Source organism: Rhodanobacter thiooxydans (genome assembly GCF_021545845.1).
GTDB lineage: Bacteria > Pseudomonadota > Gammaproteobacteria > Xanthomonadales > Rhodanobacteraceae > Rhodanobacter.
Map to the genome: position 1 here is coordinate 2,882,212 of NZ_CP088923.1, position 14,318 is coordinate 2,896,529.

17 protein-coding genes are annotated in these 14,318 nt (G+C 68.8%); 12 read left to right on the forward strand and 5 right to left on the reverse strand.

Annotated elements, in window-relative coordinates:
• Window positions 1-15: 15 nt before the first annotated feature.
• A complete protein-coding gene (locus LRK53_RS13055; RefSeq protein WP_027491812.1) occupies window positions 16-369 on the forward strand; it encodes a hypothetical protein in 354 nt (117 codons plus the stop codon).
• Window positions 370-398: 29 nt separating this feature from the next.
• Here the strand turns inward: LRK53_RS13055 and LRK53_RS13060 are convergent, their stop codons facing one another.
• On the reverse strand, window positions 399-665 hold the full coding sequence (locus tag LRK53_RS13060) for a DksA/TraR family C4-type zinc finger protein (protein WP_027491813.1): 267 nt from the start codon (window positions 663-665) through the stop codon (window positions 399-401).
• A 200-nt stretch (window positions 666-865) separates the two neighbouring features.
• Here LRK53_RS13060 and LRK53_RS13065 point away from each other — a divergent pair, with 200 nt between their 5' ends.
• The 6 genes from LRK53_RS13065 (at window position 866) to LRK53_RS13090 (ending at window position 6,810) form a co-directional block, all read left to right on the forward strand.
• Window positions 866-2,635, forward strand: a complete 1,770-nt coding sequence (locus LRK53_RS13065; RefSeq protein ID WP_027491814.1) for an acyl-CoA dehydrogenase family protein — start codon at window positions 866-868, stop codon at window positions 2,633-2,635.
• A 23-nt stretch (window positions 2,636-2,658) separates the two neighbouring features.
• Window positions 2,659-3,072: an OsmC family protein gene (locus LRK53_RS13070; protein ID WP_027491815.1), complete on the forward strand. Its 414-nt coding sequence runs from the start codon at window positions 2,659-2,661 to the stop codon at window positions 3,070-3,072.
• 544 nt (window positions 3,073-3,616) lie between these two features.
• Entirely contained in the window at window positions 3,617-4,165 is a 549-nt protein-coding gene (locus LRK53_RS13075; protein ID WP_051257501.1) for a cupredoxin domain-containing protein, read from the forward strand.
• The gene (locus LRK53_RS13080; protein ID WP_027491817.1) at window positions 4,162-5,649 is read left to right on the forward strand and encodes a cbb3-type cytochrome c oxidase subunit I; all 1,488 of its coding nucleotides are present in this window, start codon (window positions 4,162-4,164) and stop codon (window positions 5,647-5,649) included. Before LRK53_RS13075 ends, LRK53_RS13080 begins: the two co-directional genes overlap by 4 nt.
• Entirely contained in the window at window positions 5,621-6,235 is a 615-nt protein-coding gene (locus LRK53_RS13085) for an SCO family protein (protein WP_027491818.1), read from the forward strand. Before LRK53_RS13080 ends, LRK53_RS13085 begins: the two co-directional genes overlap by 29 nt.
• Window positions 6,232-6,810 (forward strand): hypothetical protein, encoded by a 579-nt coding sequence (locus LRK53_RS13090; RefSeq protein ID WP_027491819.1) that lies wholly within the window; start codon window positions 6,232-6,234, stop codon window positions 6,808-6,810. The genes LRK53_RS13085 and LRK53_RS13090 overlap by 4 nt, the downstream gene beginning before the upstream one ends.
• An 18-nt stretch (window positions 6,811-6,828) precedes the next feature.
• Here LRK53_RS13090 and LRK53_RS13095 read toward each other — a convergent pair whose 3' ends face one another.
• Window positions 6,829-7,140: an AzlD domain-containing protein gene (locus LRK53_RS13095; protein ID WP_027491820.1), complete on the reverse strand. Its 312-nt coding sequence runs from the start codon at window positions 7,138-7,140 to the stop codon at window positions 6,829-6,831.
• A complete protein-coding gene (locus LRK53_RS13100; RefSeq protein ID WP_235642282.1) occupies window positions 7,140-7,856 on the reverse strand; it encodes an AzlC family ABC transporter permease in 717 nt (238 codons plus the stop codon). The genes LRK53_RS13095 and LRK53_RS13100 overlap by 1 nt, the downstream gene beginning before the upstream one ends.
• Window positions 7,857-7,987: 131 nt before the next feature.
• Here LRK53_RS13100 and LRK53_RS13105 point away from each other — a divergent pair, with 131 nt between their 5' ends.
• The 4 genes from LRK53_RS13105 to LRK53_RS13120 are packed head-to-tail and all read left to right on the forward strand — an operon-like array spanning window position 7,988 to window position 11,830.
• The gene (locus tag LRK53_RS13105; RefSeq protein WP_027491822.1) at window positions 7,988-8,482 is read left to right on the forward strand and encodes a MarR family winged helix-turn-helix transcriptional regulator; all 495 of its coding nucleotides are present in this window, start codon (window positions 7,988-7,990) and stop codon (window positions 8,480-8,482) included.
• Window positions 8,479-10,626 (forward strand): FUSC family protein, encoded by a 2,148-nt coding sequence (locus tag LRK53_RS13110; protein ID WP_027491823.1) that lies wholly within the window; start codon window positions 8,479-8,481, stop codon window positions 10,624-10,626. Before LRK53_RS13105 ends, LRK53_RS13110 begins: the two co-directional genes overlap by 4 nt.
• Window positions 10,616-10,816, forward strand: coding sequence for a DUF1656 domain-containing protein (locus tag LRK53_RS13115; RefSeq protein ID WP_027491824.1), 201 nt, complete (start codon window positions 10,616-10,618; stop codon window positions 10,814-10,816). Before LRK53_RS13110 ends, LRK53_RS13115 begins: the two co-directional genes overlap by 11 nt.
• A 12-nt stretch (window positions 10,817-10,828) precedes the next feature.
• Entirely contained in the window at window positions 10,829-11,830 is a 1,002-nt protein-coding gene (locus tag LRK53_RS13120) for an HlyD family secretion protein (RefSeq protein ID WP_027491825.1), read from the forward strand.
• A gap of 3 nt (window positions 11,831-11,833) precedes the next feature.
• Here LRK53_RS13120 and ubiM read toward each other — a convergent pair whose 3' ends face one another.
• Both ubiM and LRK53_RS13130 read right to left on the reverse strand, forming a co-directional pair.
• Window positions 11,834-13,057, reverse strand: a complete 1,224-nt coding sequence (gene ubiM, locus LRK53_RS13125; protein WP_027491826.1) for a 5-demethoxyubiquinol-8 5-hydroxylase UbiM — start codon at window positions 13,055-13,057, stop codon at window positions 11,834-11,836.
• A 97-nt stretch (window positions 13,058-13,154) separates the two neighbouring features.
• On the reverse strand, window positions 13,155-13,394 hold the full coding sequence (locus LRK53_RS13130) for a hypothetical protein (protein WP_027491827.1): 240 nt from the start codon (window positions 13,392-13,394) through the stop codon (window positions 13,155-13,157).
• 161 nt (window positions 13,395-13,555) lie between these two features.
• Here LRK53_RS13130 and LRK53_RS13135 point away from each other — a divergent pair, with 161 nt between their 5' ends.
• On the forward strand, window positions 13,556-14,215 hold the full coding sequence (locus tag LRK53_RS13135; RefSeq protein ID WP_027491828.1) for a glutathione S-transferase family protein: 660 nt from the start codon (window positions 13,556-13,558) through the stop codon (window positions 14,213-14,215).
• Window positions 14,216-14,318 lie beyond the last annotated feature (103 nt).

The window sequence follows — 14,318 nt, forward strand, 5'->3', positions numbered from 1 at the left end:
CACCCGGCCAGGGCGATGGTTCTGCTGAATCGTGTCAACGGCAAGCCGTGGAGCGCCTACCCCCAGCGCAATGACGTCAGCGTGATCCTCCCGCCCACCAGCGACACCCCGCGTCCCGACTGGCTGCGCAGCGACCAGCGGCGCCACGCATGGCTGATCGACACCGCCCTGTGCGCGCGAACCCGCCCCTGCGTTATCGAGGCACGGCTGGCAAACGAACCGGACGATGCCACCCCGGCCGACCGATACACCTTACTGGACGTGCACGAGCGAGCCGCGCTTTATCTGCCGCCAGGCGAGTACAGGGTGCGGGCATGGGGTGCGAGCGGCAGGACGCTAGGCGAGCGCCGCATTTCGATCGGCAAGTGAGGAGCGCCGTCGCACTCCAAGCATGGGCTTCAGCGCAGCTGGCTGTCCTTGCTGCCGCGGCGGTTGTACAGGCTGGCGCTGCGCTGCTCCGCGTCCTGCGCTTCCTGGCAGGCCACGCACAGGCGCACGCCGGGCACGGCCTGGCGCCGTGCCGCGGGAATCGGCGCGTCGCACTCCTCGCAGTGCTTGAGGCCCGGGCCCTTGCGCAACTGCTGGCGCGCCCGCTGCACCGCATCGTCGACCGTGGCGTCGATCTGCTCCTGCACGGCGCCGTCGCCCGCCCAACCGGTTGCCATGGCCCTACCTCCGAAAACCCGCCGATATGACGTACCACAAGCGGTGATCTGGGTGCGCCGGAAAACGTTTCAAGCACCGGCGGCCCGTCGTCGCCGCCGGACGGCATGGCCACGCGACGCGCCGGGTGCGTCGATTGGCAACATGAGTGGGCGCGGCGAAAGTGCCAGAATGGCGCTTCGCCTTTCATGGAGATCGCGTCATGAGCTCGTCGCCGCCCGCCACCCCCGCTTCTGCCACCTTGCGCAGCGACGACAGCGTCGCCAAGCAGCTGTTCCTGGGCAACATCCTGGAAGAGAACCTGTTCCCCTACCCCGAGATCAACGCCCGCGACAAGGAAATGCTGGGCGCGATGACCGACGCGATCGACCAGTTCCTCGCCGACAAGGGCGCCGAGCTGAAGCAGTACGACCGCGACGCCGAGCAGCCGGCCGAGTTCATCCAGGCGCTGCGCGAGATGGGCCTGTTCGGCCTGATCATCCCCGAGCAGTTCGGCGGCATGGAACTGTCCAACGGCGCCTACGCGCGCGTGCTGGGCCAGACCAGCAGCCACGACAGCTCGGTCTCGCTGACCATCGGCGCGCACAGCTCGATCGGCATGAAGGGCCTGCTGCTGTTCGGCAGCGACGAGCAGAAGCAACGCTACCTGCCGAAGCTGGCCAGCGGCGAGATGATCGCCGCGTTCTGCCTCACCGAATCCGGCGCCGGCTCCGACGCCGCCTCGATCCGCACCAAGGCGGTGCGCAACGACGACGGCAGCTGGACGCTTTCGGGCGAGAAAATCTGGATCACCAACGGCGGCATCGCCGACTTCTACACCGTGTTCGCGCGCACCGACACGCCCGAGGGCAAGATCACCGCCTTCCTGGTCGAGGCGAAGTGGCCCGGCGTGAGCCACGGCCCGCACGAGGACAAGATGGGCATTCGCGCATCAAGCACCACCACGGTGGCGTTCGCCGATGTGCGCGTGCCGGCAGAAAACGTGCTGGGCCCGGTCGGCAAGGGCTTCAAGGTGGCGATGAGCATCCTCAACTCGGGCCGCACCGGCCTGGGCGGCGGCGCGGTGGGCGGCATGCGCACGCTGATCCGGCTGGCCAGCGCGCAGTCGAAGGAGCGCAAGCAGTTCGGCCAGCCGATCGCCGAGTTCGGCCTGGTGCGCGAAAAGATCGCGCAGATGACGGTGGACTGCTTCGCCGCCGAGAGCGCGGTGTGGATGGTGGCGCACCTGATCGACGGCGGCGGCAGCGACTACTCGGTCGAGGCGGCGATGAGCAAGGTGTTCGCCAGCGAAGCGGTGCAGCGCGCGTCCTACGAGGCGCTGCAGATCGCCGCCGGCAACGGCTTCATGCGCGAGTTCCCGTACGAACAGATCACCCGCGACACGCGCATCCTGTCGATCTTCGAGGGCACCAACGAGATCCTGCGGCTGTACATCGCGCTGTCCGGTCTGAAGGGCGTGGGCGCGGGCCTCAGCGAGCTGAAGGCCGCGGTGGGCGACATCTTCAACGAGCCGATCAAGGGCTTCGGCGTGCTCGGCAGCTACACCGGCCGGCGCATGCGCGAGGCCACCGGCTACGGCATCGACCGCATCGCGCACGAGCTGTCGCCGCGGCTGCGCAAGGTGGCCGCCACCTACGAGAAGTACACGGTGGAGTTGTCCAGATCCTCCGACGCGCTGCTGCGCCGCTACGGCAAGAAGGTGGCCGACATGCAGCACGCGCAGAAGCGCCTGGGCGACATCGCGATCGACCTGTTCGTAGGCCTGTGCGTGCTGTCGCGCGCCGACAGTCTGCTGAAACAGGCGCATCCCGCCGCCAACGAAGCCGTGAACATCGCCGAGGTATTCGCACGCCAGGCGCGCCGGCGCATGGCGCGCAACGTACGCGGGCTGGAACGCAACGAGGACGAGGCGATCGAACAGCTGGCCGGCGCGGTGCTAGCGCACGATGGCTACATGTGGGACGTGATCTGAAACCCGACGAAGGAGAACCCGCCATGCGCATCCCCACCGTCCGCGCCAGCACCGGCAATGCGCCGTACGCGGTCGATTTCACCGACGACCAGGGCAACACCTGGCACGCCGACGAACCGCTCGACGAAGGCGGCGCCAACACCGGTCCGGCGCCGCACCGGCTGCTGCTGTCCGCGCTGGGCGCCTGCACCGCGATCACGCTGCAGATGTACGCGGCGCGCAAGCAGTGGCCGCTGCAACACGTCGACGTCGAGCTCGCGTTCAACCCCGACGGCACGCCCGAGTCGGGCAACGACATCACCCGCGTGATCACCCTGCAGGGCGAGCTGGACGACGAGCAGCGCGAGCGCCTGCTGCAGATCGCCAACAAGTGTCCGATCCACAAGGTGCTGACCGGCGAGGTGCGCATCGCTTCGCGACTCGGCGGTTCCCCGTAACGCGCTGCTACCGCGGCTGGGACCTCGACTCGACAGGTGGCCGTGCCGGCGTCACGCGCGTCGCAGCGCGGCCGTCTGGAAGGCCGTTCCGGGACAGGTACCACGGCCGTCATCCTGGCTTCCCCGCACTGCTGTCCGGAATGAATTCGCCGCAGGGCGGCGGAAGAGCTGCGGCACAGTGTTGGGCGGTCATCACCCGCAACCTCGCCCCAAAATCTCCGCTCGCCTTGCCGTCATTGCTGCGAAGGCGGGACAAAAGCGAGCCACGTGAGCGTTGAACAGCCGAAGGCTGGCTCCGCAGGGGCGAGCGCAGCGAGTTGTCGCACTGCCCTACGCATTCAGGCCACCGAATCAAGTGCGATCCCGGCCTTCGCCGGGATGACGGTCGGGAAGATTGCGGGAATGGTGGCCTTGGGCGCAGGGCGTGGATTTATTCCGGACAGCAGCAGAACAGCAACAAACTTTTCCTCACCACCCTTCCTTGACACTGCCACCCGGATAGGGTAAATGGCTTCGACGTGGTGCTTTTCGGGGAGGCACGGCCATGATTTTCCAGAACGTGATTTGGGCGATCACGCTGACAGGCATGGGGCTGGTGACACTGGGCTTCATCTACGCGATCGCGCAGGCTGGCAGGCCAGCCGATACCGCCGAGGCAGAGCGGGCACATCGAACTTCCATCAGCTTGCGCCGCGTCTTGTTCGCGGCGCTTTTGCTGTTGGGTATCGGGATCGCCTGGGCCAGCCTGCGACCCTTTCCCATCCCGGCGCAGCATGCGCCGCTGCAGGCGGCGCAGGTGGTCGATGTGGTCGGCCACCAATGGACCTGGGACGTCAGCCAGACCCACCTGACCGCAGGCGAGCCGGTGGAGTTCCGGGTGACCGCCGGCGACGTCAACCACGGCTTCGCGATCTACGCCCCGGATGGGCGCATCGTCATCCAGACCCAGGCGATGCCCGGCTTCACCAACAAGATCCTGTACACCTTCCGCACGCCGGGCACCTACAAAATCATGTGCCTCGAGTACTGCGGCGTCGCGCACAACGGGATGACCGCCGAACTCGACGTCGCTGCCCGGGGGGACAAGTCATGAGCTCGCTCGAACTCTACCCGCAGGACGAAAAACTGCCGCGCGGCGAACACGTGGCGTTCAACCTGTACATGATCACCGCGTTGCTGCTGTTCGTGCTGATGATGCTGCTGGGCCTGACCATGCGCATGACCCAGGCCGACTGGACACCGGTGCAGGCCGCGATGTTCTACAAGATCATGACCATGCACGGCGCCGGCATGGTCGGCGCCATGAGCCTGGCCAGCATCGCGGTGATGTGGTTCTTCCTGCGCAAGTACGTGTCGCTGCACCTGTGGGCGTTCGTGAGCAACTACGTGCTGTTCATGCTGGGTGCGCTGTGCATCATCTGGGCGGTGTTCGTCGGCGACTTCGCCAGCGCGTGGACCTTCCTGTACCCGCTGCCGGTGCACTCGATGGGCCTGTGGAGCAACGGCGCCGCCGCCGTGTTCATGGTCGGCTACCTGCTGATCGGCGTGGGCATGCTGCTGTTCTACCTGGACGCCGCCGCGGCGATCATCCAGCGCTACGGCAACCTGGGTCGCGGGCTGGGCCTGCAATGGCTGTTCGGCGGCGCGATCGACCCGACCCATCCCAAGGCCGTGGTCGCCAGCACCATGGTGATCATCGCCAACTCGCTGGGCATCCTGGCCGGCGCGGTGGTGCTGGTGATGTGCCTGATCAACGTCTACGACCCCGAGATCGCGCTGAACGCGCTGGTGGCGAAGAACCTGATCTACTGGTTCGGCCACATGATCATCAACGCCACCATCTACATGGGCGTGATCGCGGTCTACGAACTGCTGCCGCGCTACACCGGCAAACCCTACGGGGTCTCGCGCCCGTTCCTGTGGTCGTGGGCGGCGAGCACCGTGTTCGTGATCATCGTGTTCCCGCACCACCTGCTGATGGATTACGCGGAGCCGCGCTGGATGCTGGTGATGGGCCAGATCATCTCCTATGCGGCCGGTTTCCCAGTGTTCCTGGTCACCGCCTACGGCGTGCTGACCAACATCCATCGCTCCGGGTTGCGCTGGACGATGCCCTCGATGCTGGCCGTGCTGGCGCTGTTCGGCTGGGCCGCCGGCATCGTGCCGGCGATCATCGACGGCACCATCGGCGTCAACCGGGTGATGCACAACACGCAATGGGTGCCGGGGCATTTCCACTTCTACCTGCTGCTCGGCGTGCTGCCGATGGTCCTCACCCTGCTTTACCACGTGGTCGGCAGCCGCCGGCGGGCGCCGGTGAACAGCGGAACCGACCGCGCCGGCCTGCTCCTGTATGTCGTGGGTGGCATCAGCTTCTGCATGGTGTTCCTGTACGCCGGCCACATGAGCGTGGCGCGGCGCTTCTCCACGCACCTGCCGGAATGGTTGCCATACGACCGGGCCGGTTCCATCGCCGCGATGGTGCTGATCCTGGGCATGCTGGTGTTCGCCACGCGCATCATCGTCGGCCTGCTCAAGGCGCCGGTCGATGCCGATGCTGCGCACCCTGCTGGCTAGCGCCCTGCTGCTGGTGCTCGGTGGCGCCGTGCTGACGGTTGCCACCGACGGTTTCCACGCATTCACCAGCGAAACCGCACGCCGCCTCGCGGTGCGGCACGACCCGCCGCCAGTACCGGCGGTGACGCTGGAAACCCAGTCAGGCGCGCACGTCAAGCTGGCCGAGCTGCGCGGTCGCTGGGTGCTGGTCGACTTCATCTACACCCGCTGCCTGACCTGGTGCCTGGCGCTGGGCGGCGAATTTGCGCAACTGCAGGATCAGCTCGCCACGCCGCTGGCCGACGGCCGGCTGGTGCTGCTCAGCATCAGTTTCGACCCGGCGCACGACACGCCCGCCGAGCTGGCGGCCTACCGGCAGCGCTTCCGTGGCCGCGACCACGGCTGGCTCATCGCCCGGCCGACGAGCAAGAACGACCTGCGGCAGCTGCTGCGCACCTTCGGCGTCACCGTGGTGCCGGACGGGATGGGCGGCTACGTGCACAACGCCGCGATCCAGGTGGTCGACCCGCAGGGGCGGCTGGTGCGGATCCTGGACGGGGGCAATCCGCAGGCCGTCGCGCAGGTCATGCGGCGCAAGCTGCCATGAGCATCGCCGGACGCCAGCGACTGGCGCCGGCCTTCGCCGCCGTGCTGTTCGTAGCCCTGCTGCTGCTGCCGGCGCGGGCGTGGCTGGAGGGCAGCATGACCCTGCAGATGCTGGTGCAGATCCCGCTGCTGATCGGCGTCGGCTACCTGCTGCCGGCCGCGCTGCCGCCGCGGCTCGACGCCAGCATCGCGCGCTGGAACCACCACGGCATCACCAGCCTGGTGCTGGCCAGCCTGGCTGGCATGTTCTGGATGCTACCGCGCTCGCTGGATGCCGCCGCCAGCGAGGCCTGGATGGCGTTCGCCAAATTCACCAGCGTACCGCTGCTGATCGGCCTGCCGCTGGGGCTGGGCTGGCCGCGCATGGGTTTCGTGGTACGCGGCGTGTTCCTGCTCGAACTGATCGCCACGTTTTTCCGGCTGGGCTGGCTGTATCTGGTCTCGCCGATACGTTTGTGCAACAACTACCTGCTCGACGACCAGCAGCACTCGGGCGAAGCCATGCTGGTGATCGGCAGCCTCCTGCTGGCCGGCGTGACCATCAAGCTTTTGTGGGGGCGCTTCAACTCGACTTGACGGGCCGCCGGCACCACGTCAGCCAATACCTGCCAGCCGGAGCAGCGCCGCCACGAGCGCGCCCGCAACCACCACCAGCAGGAACGGCGCGCGCAGCCACAGAGCGGCAGCGGCGGCGAGCAAGGCGCCGAGCCGGGCGTCGAATGCCAACACCGGGCCGGCGCTGAACGTGTTCATCGCGGTCAGCGAAGCCAGCAGGCCGATCGTCAGCGTGCCGGCCACCCGGCTCATGTGTTCGTTCTCCAGCCAGCGCGCAGGCACCAGGTAACCGGCCAGCTTGATCGCGTACGCCGCCGCACTGGCCAGCAACAGCCATCCCCACAGCGCCATCAGCGGTGCTCCTGCGGCGGTGTGTCGGCACCATCGAAACCGACCGGATCGACGTCCGGCTCCAGCCCCTCGTCCGCCGGCCCGCGACTGAACCAGCCCCACAGCGCCGCGACCAGTGCAGCGAGCAGGATCGGCACGCCCGGCGGCACCCGCGGCATCGCCAGCACGGTCACCAGCGCGCAGACCACGGCCAGCGCCACCGGCTCGCGGGCGCGCAGGCGCGGCCACAGCAGGCCGAGGAACGCGGCCACCGCCGCGCCGTCCAGGCCCCAGCGGCGGGGATCGCCCAGCGCGTCACCGAGCAGCGCGCCGGCCAGGGTGAACAGGTTCCACAGCACGAACACACCCAGCCCCGCGCTCCAGAAGCCGCGGCGCTGCTCGCCGGGATCGAGCTGGCCCGCGGCGGTGGCGGCAGATTCATCGATGGTGAGCTGGGCGGCAAGCAGCCGGCGCCAGCCGCGCGGCCTGAGCATGCGGTTCAGCTGCATGCCGTAGACTGCGTTGCGCACGCCCAGCAAGGTGGCCGCTCCGAACGCTGCCGAACCGGCGCCGCCGCCGGCCAGCACGCCGATGAAGGCGAACTGCGAACCGCCGGTGAACATCAGCGCGCTCAGCGCCACCGTCTGCCACACGCCGAGCCCGGAAGCGACGCCGAGCGCGCCGAACGACACGCCGTACAACCCGGTCGCCACGGCAATCGAGAGGCCAATCTTCACGGCGGGGGACAGCGCGGGGCTCACCGGCGGATTTTATCCCATCGGCCCTCCGTCCTGCGGGATCGCCGCCCTCTTTCTCTTTTTAGTACATTACTGTAATATACAGTTATGGAAACAATCACAACGAAGATATGAGCGACTTCTTGGCCATCGAACAGAAGCTCGCGGTCAGCACGCGCAGGCACCGCGGCTTCCCCCGCGACCAGGCCATGCTGGTACGCATGGTGAAGCTGCTGCACAAGCTGTTCAGCGACCACGCCAACCTGCTGCTGCGCGCGCATGACCTGACCCACCCGGAATACAACGTGCTGATGATGCTCGACGGCAGCAAGGGCGGGCTGAGTCCGTCGCAGCTCGGCGAAGCGACCAGCGAGAAGTCGTCGAACACCACCCGCCTGATCGACCAGCTGCTGGCCAAGGGCCTGCTCACCCGCTCGCCCAGCAACGGGGACCGCCGCAAGCTGCTGGTGCAGCTCACCGACGAAGGCGAGGCGCTGATCCGGCAGGTGGTGCCGGCGGTCACCCTGCAGCTGCAGGGCTTCTTCGCCGGCATCACCGACGCCCAGCGCAGCCAGCTGGAACACCTGCTGAAGAAGGTGCTGCGCGGGGTGGAGTCGCAGGGATGAGCAACGCCGCGAGCGCGGAACTGCCGGCAACGCCGGCGCCGTCCTGGCGCCAGCAGATCGCCCACGCCATGGCCGGCGAGAAGGCCGCGTGGCTGTTCGTCCTCAAGACCCTGCTGGCGATCTACCTCACCGGCTGGCTGGCGATGCGACTGCAACTGGGCTCACCGTCGGTGGCGATGGTCACCGTGATCGTGGTGATGAACCGGCAGTCGGGCATGGTGCTGGCCAAGAGTCTCTATCGCGGTCTGGGCACCCTGCTCGGCTGCACTGGCGCCATCCTGGCGGTGGCGCTGTTCCCGCAGCAGCCGTTGCCGCTGGTGCTGTTCATCTCGCTGTGGGCCGGGCTGTGCGCCGGCGGTGCGGTGCTGTTCCGCCACTTCCGCGCCTATGCCTTCGTGCTGGCCGGCTATACCGCAGCGATGATCGTGCTGCCGGCCATGCACCATCCGGTCAACGTGTTCGACAGCGCGTTCGCGCGCACCTCCGAGGTGCTGCTGGGCCTGCTGGTGGCCAGCGTGGTGTTCGACGCGGTGTTCCCGGTCCGCCTGCGCGGCGACCTGCGCGGCAGCGCCGACCGCAACTTCGACGGCTTCCTGGATTTCATCCGCGACAGCAGCCGCGGCGCGCTGGTCGACCATGAGGCGATGGAGCGCACGCAGATGCGCGTGGTGCGCGGTGCACTCGGCTTCGAGGACCTGCGCACCGCCGCGTTCTTCGACGACCCTTCCCTGCGCACCCGCAACGGCGTACTGAAGCTGCTCAACCAGCGCTTCATGGTCTCGGCTTCGCGCTTCCAGTTACTGCATCACCTGATCGACCGCCTGCGGCGCAAGGGCTCGACCGCCGCCGTGCAGGCGTTGATGCGCCTGCTACGCCCACTGGGCGATGCACTGGACCAGCGTGCCACGCGCGACGACCTGGACCGGCTGGCCGACGAGCTTGCCGCCTGCCGTCGACGGATCGTCATGCAGGCGACGCACGAGCGCGCCGCGCTGGAGCCGCCCTGCCACGACGACTTCGATACCGGCTACGCGCTGATCCGCCGCTTTCTCGACGAACTGCGCGACTACGTGCGCATCAAGGCCCACCTGGACCTGGGCCGCCGCGCCGGCAAGCCCTTGCCGCGAGCGCGTGGCCGCGTGCACTTCGCCCGTACCAACGACAGCCATGCCGTGATGCTGGCGATGCTGCGTTCGGCGGCAGTGACCCTGGTGCTGTCGCTGTTGTGGCTCTCCAGCGGCTGGACCGGCGGCGGCATCGTCCTGTTTGGTCTGGTGGCGCTGATCTCGATGGCCTCGGCGGCGCCGGATCCGGTGTTCGTCTCCAAGCGCATCGCAGCCGGCCACCTGCTGGCGCCGATCGTGGCGCTGCCCACCTACAGCGTGCTGCCGTTGCTGCCCACCTACCCGCTGCTGGTGCTCGGCACGCTGCCGCTGCTGATGCTGTCGCTGTACCTGGTCACCCGGCCCAGGCTGGCCATCATCGGCACCGCCATGAGCGTGGGCATCCTGGTCGCGCTGGCGATCGGCGAGGCGCCGCACGTCGATGCGCCGATGTATCTCAACAGCGGGCTGACTTTCGCGGTGGGCGCCTGCCTTGCGGTGGCGATCTTCAAGCTGATTCCCTCGGGCCACGGCAGCAAGGGGCGTCGTCGCCGGTTGCTGCGCCGCCTGCGCGGGCTGGTCCGGCTTGCCGCCAGCGCGCCGCTGCCGGGCCTGCTGCCGCGTTTCGAAAGCCTCGCCCGCGACCTGTTCCAGCAGATCGTGGCGCAGACCCGGCCGGGCAGTCGGCATTCGCACGAACTGCTGGGCTGGGCCCTGATGGTGCATGAAACCGGCCACACCCTGATCGAGCTGCGCCACGACCTGGCCGAACAAGCGCCGCCGCCCGCGCTGCACGCCGACCTCGCCGCCGCGCTGGACGCGCTGGCCCGCGTCTACGAACGGCTGGACCCGGCCGACCGCGCCGCTGCGCTCGCCCGCATCCGCCATGTCCTGGCGCAGATCGACTTCACTCACCCGACGCTGCGCGAACACCTGCACCTGCTGCTGGGCGCACTGGAGGACGGCGATTCCATGCTGGCCGCCGGCGTCGCCCGCCAGCACCGTCTGCAGCGTTCGCCGGGAGCCGCCCATGCCGTATGAAGTCTCCCTCGGCGGCATCTACTTTCCCGGTGTGCTGGTGCTCGCCGTCCTGCTGCTGCCCGTGCTGTGGCTGCTCGACCACCTGCTCGGCCGCATCGGCCTCTACCGTCATGCGACACATCCGTCGCTGCTGCGCATCGCGCTGTTTGCCGGCGTCTGCAGCGTGGCGACGCTAGCCATGTTTTCCTGAGGTATCCCTGTCATGAGAAGTACAACCCTGATCCGTGCCGGCTTCACCGCCGCGATGGTGCTGCTGGCGGCGGCGACCGCGTACGCCGCCTGGCAACACTACATGTTGTCACCGTGGACCCGCGACGCGCGTGTCCGCGCCGAAGTGGTGCGCATCGCGCCGGATGTCTCCGGCCTGATCACCCGCGTCGCGGTGAAGGACAACCAGCCGGTGAAGAAAGGCGACCTGCTGTTCGTGGTGGACCGCGACCGCTACCAGCTGATCGCCGACCAGGCCGAGGCCGACCTCGCCGCCGCCGAAGCCGCCGCGGCGGCCGCCGGCGCGAACACCTCGGCCGCCGCCGCTGGCGCGCAGGCCAGCGAGGCCGAGGCCGCCATGCGCCGCCTGCAGGCACAACGTCGCGACCGGCTGGGCGACGTGATTTCGCGCGAGGCGCGCGACGATGCCTCCGCCGCGGCCGAAGCAGCCCGCGCCAACTGGCGCCAGGCGCAGGCCGGGCGCAGCGCCGCCAGTGCCAGCCAGCGGCGCGCCCTGGTCGCAGTGCGCCAGGCGCGCATCGCGCTGGAGCGTGCGCAGCTCGATCTGGCCCGCACCGAAGTGCGCGCACCCAGCGACGGCACCATCACCAACCTCGACCTGCGCGCCGGCGACTTCGCCGACACGGGCAAGCCGCGCATGGCCCTGGTCCAGCGCGACGACATCTGGATCTATGGCTACTTCGAGGAAACCAAGCTGCCGCAGGTGCACGTCGGCGATCCGGTCGACATCCGCCTGATGGCCGGCGGCATGCACCTGCGCGGCCACGTCGACAGCGTCGCGGTGGGCATCGCCGACGGCGCCAGCCCCACCAGCGACAGCCTGCTGGCCCAGGTCGAGCCCACATTCAACTGGATCCGGCTGGCCCAACGGGTGCCGGTGCGCGTGCGCATCGACGCGTCCTCGATCCCGAGCGGGGCCGTGCTCGCCGCCGGCATGAGCGCCACCCTAGTCGTGCAGGGAAACCCGCAGAGCTGATCGTCAGGCCGGCCGTGGCCGGCGCAACAGCCGCAGCGGCGCGGGTACGCCGCCCTGCTCGGCAGTGAGGCCCGACATCACCAGCCGCCGGAACGGTCGCAGCCGTGCGCCGGCGCCCAGCGCCAGCTTGCGCAGCGCACGCGCCGGGCGGCGGTCGTCGGTATACAGGCCGGCCAGTGCGTTGGTGGCCAGGTACAGTGGCCGCGTAGCCAGCCGCAGCCGGCGTTCGTAGCGCGCCAGCAGCGCCGGTGCGGCGATGGACTGGCCGGCGGCCTGCGCGGCGCACAGCTCGCGCGCCAGCAGATCCTGCCCGAGCAGGCCGAAATTGAAGCCGTGCGCAGTGACCGGATGCATGCCCACCGCCGCGTCGCCGATCAACGCGAAGCGCTCGGCCACGAAACGCTTCGCGTACACACCCACCAGCGGATAGGCGCAGCGCGGGCCGGCCACGGTCATGCTGCCCAGCCGGTGCCCGAAACGTTCGGCCATGGCCGCTTCCAGCGCCGCATCGTCCAGCGCCAGCAGCTCGCGCATTGCCGGCGGGGCCAGGGTCAGCACCACCGACGAGGTATACGCATCGTGCAACGGCAGCAGGGCCAGGGTCTGGCCGTGACCGAACCACTCCCACGCCACCTGCTCGTGCGGCACCTGGTGGCGCATGCGCAGCACCAGCATGGTCTTGCCGAAGTCACGCATCTCCGCGCCAATGCCCATCGCGCGGCGCGTCTCGGAGAAACGGCTGTCCGCCGCTACCACCAGCTGCGCGTGCAGCATGTCGCCGTTGTCCAGCTCGACCTCGGCGCCGTCGGTACCGGTGCGCACGGCGTCGACCCGCGCGCCGGTGATGCGCTCGACCTCGCTCAGGCCTGCCACCCCTTCGTATGCGGCGCGGCGGATCGCGTGGTTCGACAGCAGCCAGCCCAGCTGTTCCTTGCCGGCCTCGCCGTGGCGGAACATCAGGCCGTCGCGGTCGTCGCCGTCGAGCACCATGGCGTCACGCAGCGTGCCGATCTCATCCTCGCGCAGGCGCGCCCACAGACCCAGTTCGCGCAGCAGCCGTCGCGAGTGGTGGGTGATCGCGATCTCGCGGCCGTCGTCGGCTGGCGCCATCAGCGCCGCCTCTTCCTGCCGCTCCACCAGCGCGATGCGCAGGCCGCTGCCGGCCAGCGAGCGGGCGAAACACAGCCCGGCAGGGCCGGCCCCGATGACCACGATATCGAACGACATGGCAGAACGCTCCTGGGGTTGATCGTCGGCAAGCGACGAGGCGCGACGCCGGCCCGCGCCGACGCCGATCAGGACAGCATCGCCGGCCGCCGTCGCGTCAGCCGCCGCAACCGCCGCAGCAGATCGACGGCAACTGCACCACCTGCTTCGGCGCCACCGACCAGCCGACCTGACGCAACACCTCGATCAGGTCCGCCGCCGTCGCCGAGGCGGATACGCGCATCACCAGGCCGCTCATGTCCAGGTCGGCCACCGCGGTGGGATCGACGTTGAACAGGGCATCCTGCACCACGGCCGGATCAGGGGAGGCCTCGGTCAAGGCAATATGGAACTCCATCGGATTTCCTCGTTTCAGGGGCACCGCATCGGTGCCGTCGACGCCCATATTCGGCACGCTCTCTGGCTGCCACCTTGATCCAGATCAAGTGCGCAGCGGGCCATGGCGATCCGGCTGGCGACCATTCATCGCATGGACAATCTCCACAAAAAGGCGCCGCCATGCCCTTGCAGCTCTACGCCCACCGGTTCTCCTCCTACTGCCAGAAGGTGCTGATCGCGCTGTACGAGAACGGCATTGCGTTCGAATGGCGCGTGCTCACGCCGGACGATGCCGTCACCGACGCCGAGTTCACCGCGCTGTGGCCGATCCGCCGCTTTCCCCTGCTGCGCGACGGCGAACGCACGGCGGTCGAGTCGGGCATCATCATCGAGTACCTCGATCGGCATTACCCCGGTACCGCACCGCTGATTCCCGTCGACGCCGACACCGCGCTCGAAGCACGCGCGATGGACCGCTTCTTCGACCACTACGTGCACACGCCGCTGCAGAAGATCGTGTTCGACAGCCTGCGCCCCGCGGCCGACCGCGACCCCTACGGCGTGAAGGAGGCACGTGCCCTGCTCGATACCGCCTACGCCTGGCTGGAGAGGAAACTAGCCGGCCGCCATTGGGCCACCGGCGGCGACTTCAGCCTCGCCGACTGCTCCGCCGCGCCTGCGCTGTTCTACGCCGACTGGACCCATCGCATCCCGGCAAGCTGCATCAACGTCACCGCCTACCGGCAACGCCTGCTGGCGCGCCCCTCGTTCGCCCGCGCGGTGGACGAGGCGCGACCGTACCGCCCGTACTTCCCGCTCGGCGCACCCGACCGCGACTGAGGTGGGCGCCATCGGCCGCAACATCGAGCTCGCCATGCCCCCGCTTCGTAGAGCGGGCACCGCCCGCCGCTCTTGATGGTGCGCACCGTTGAAAAGCGCGGCG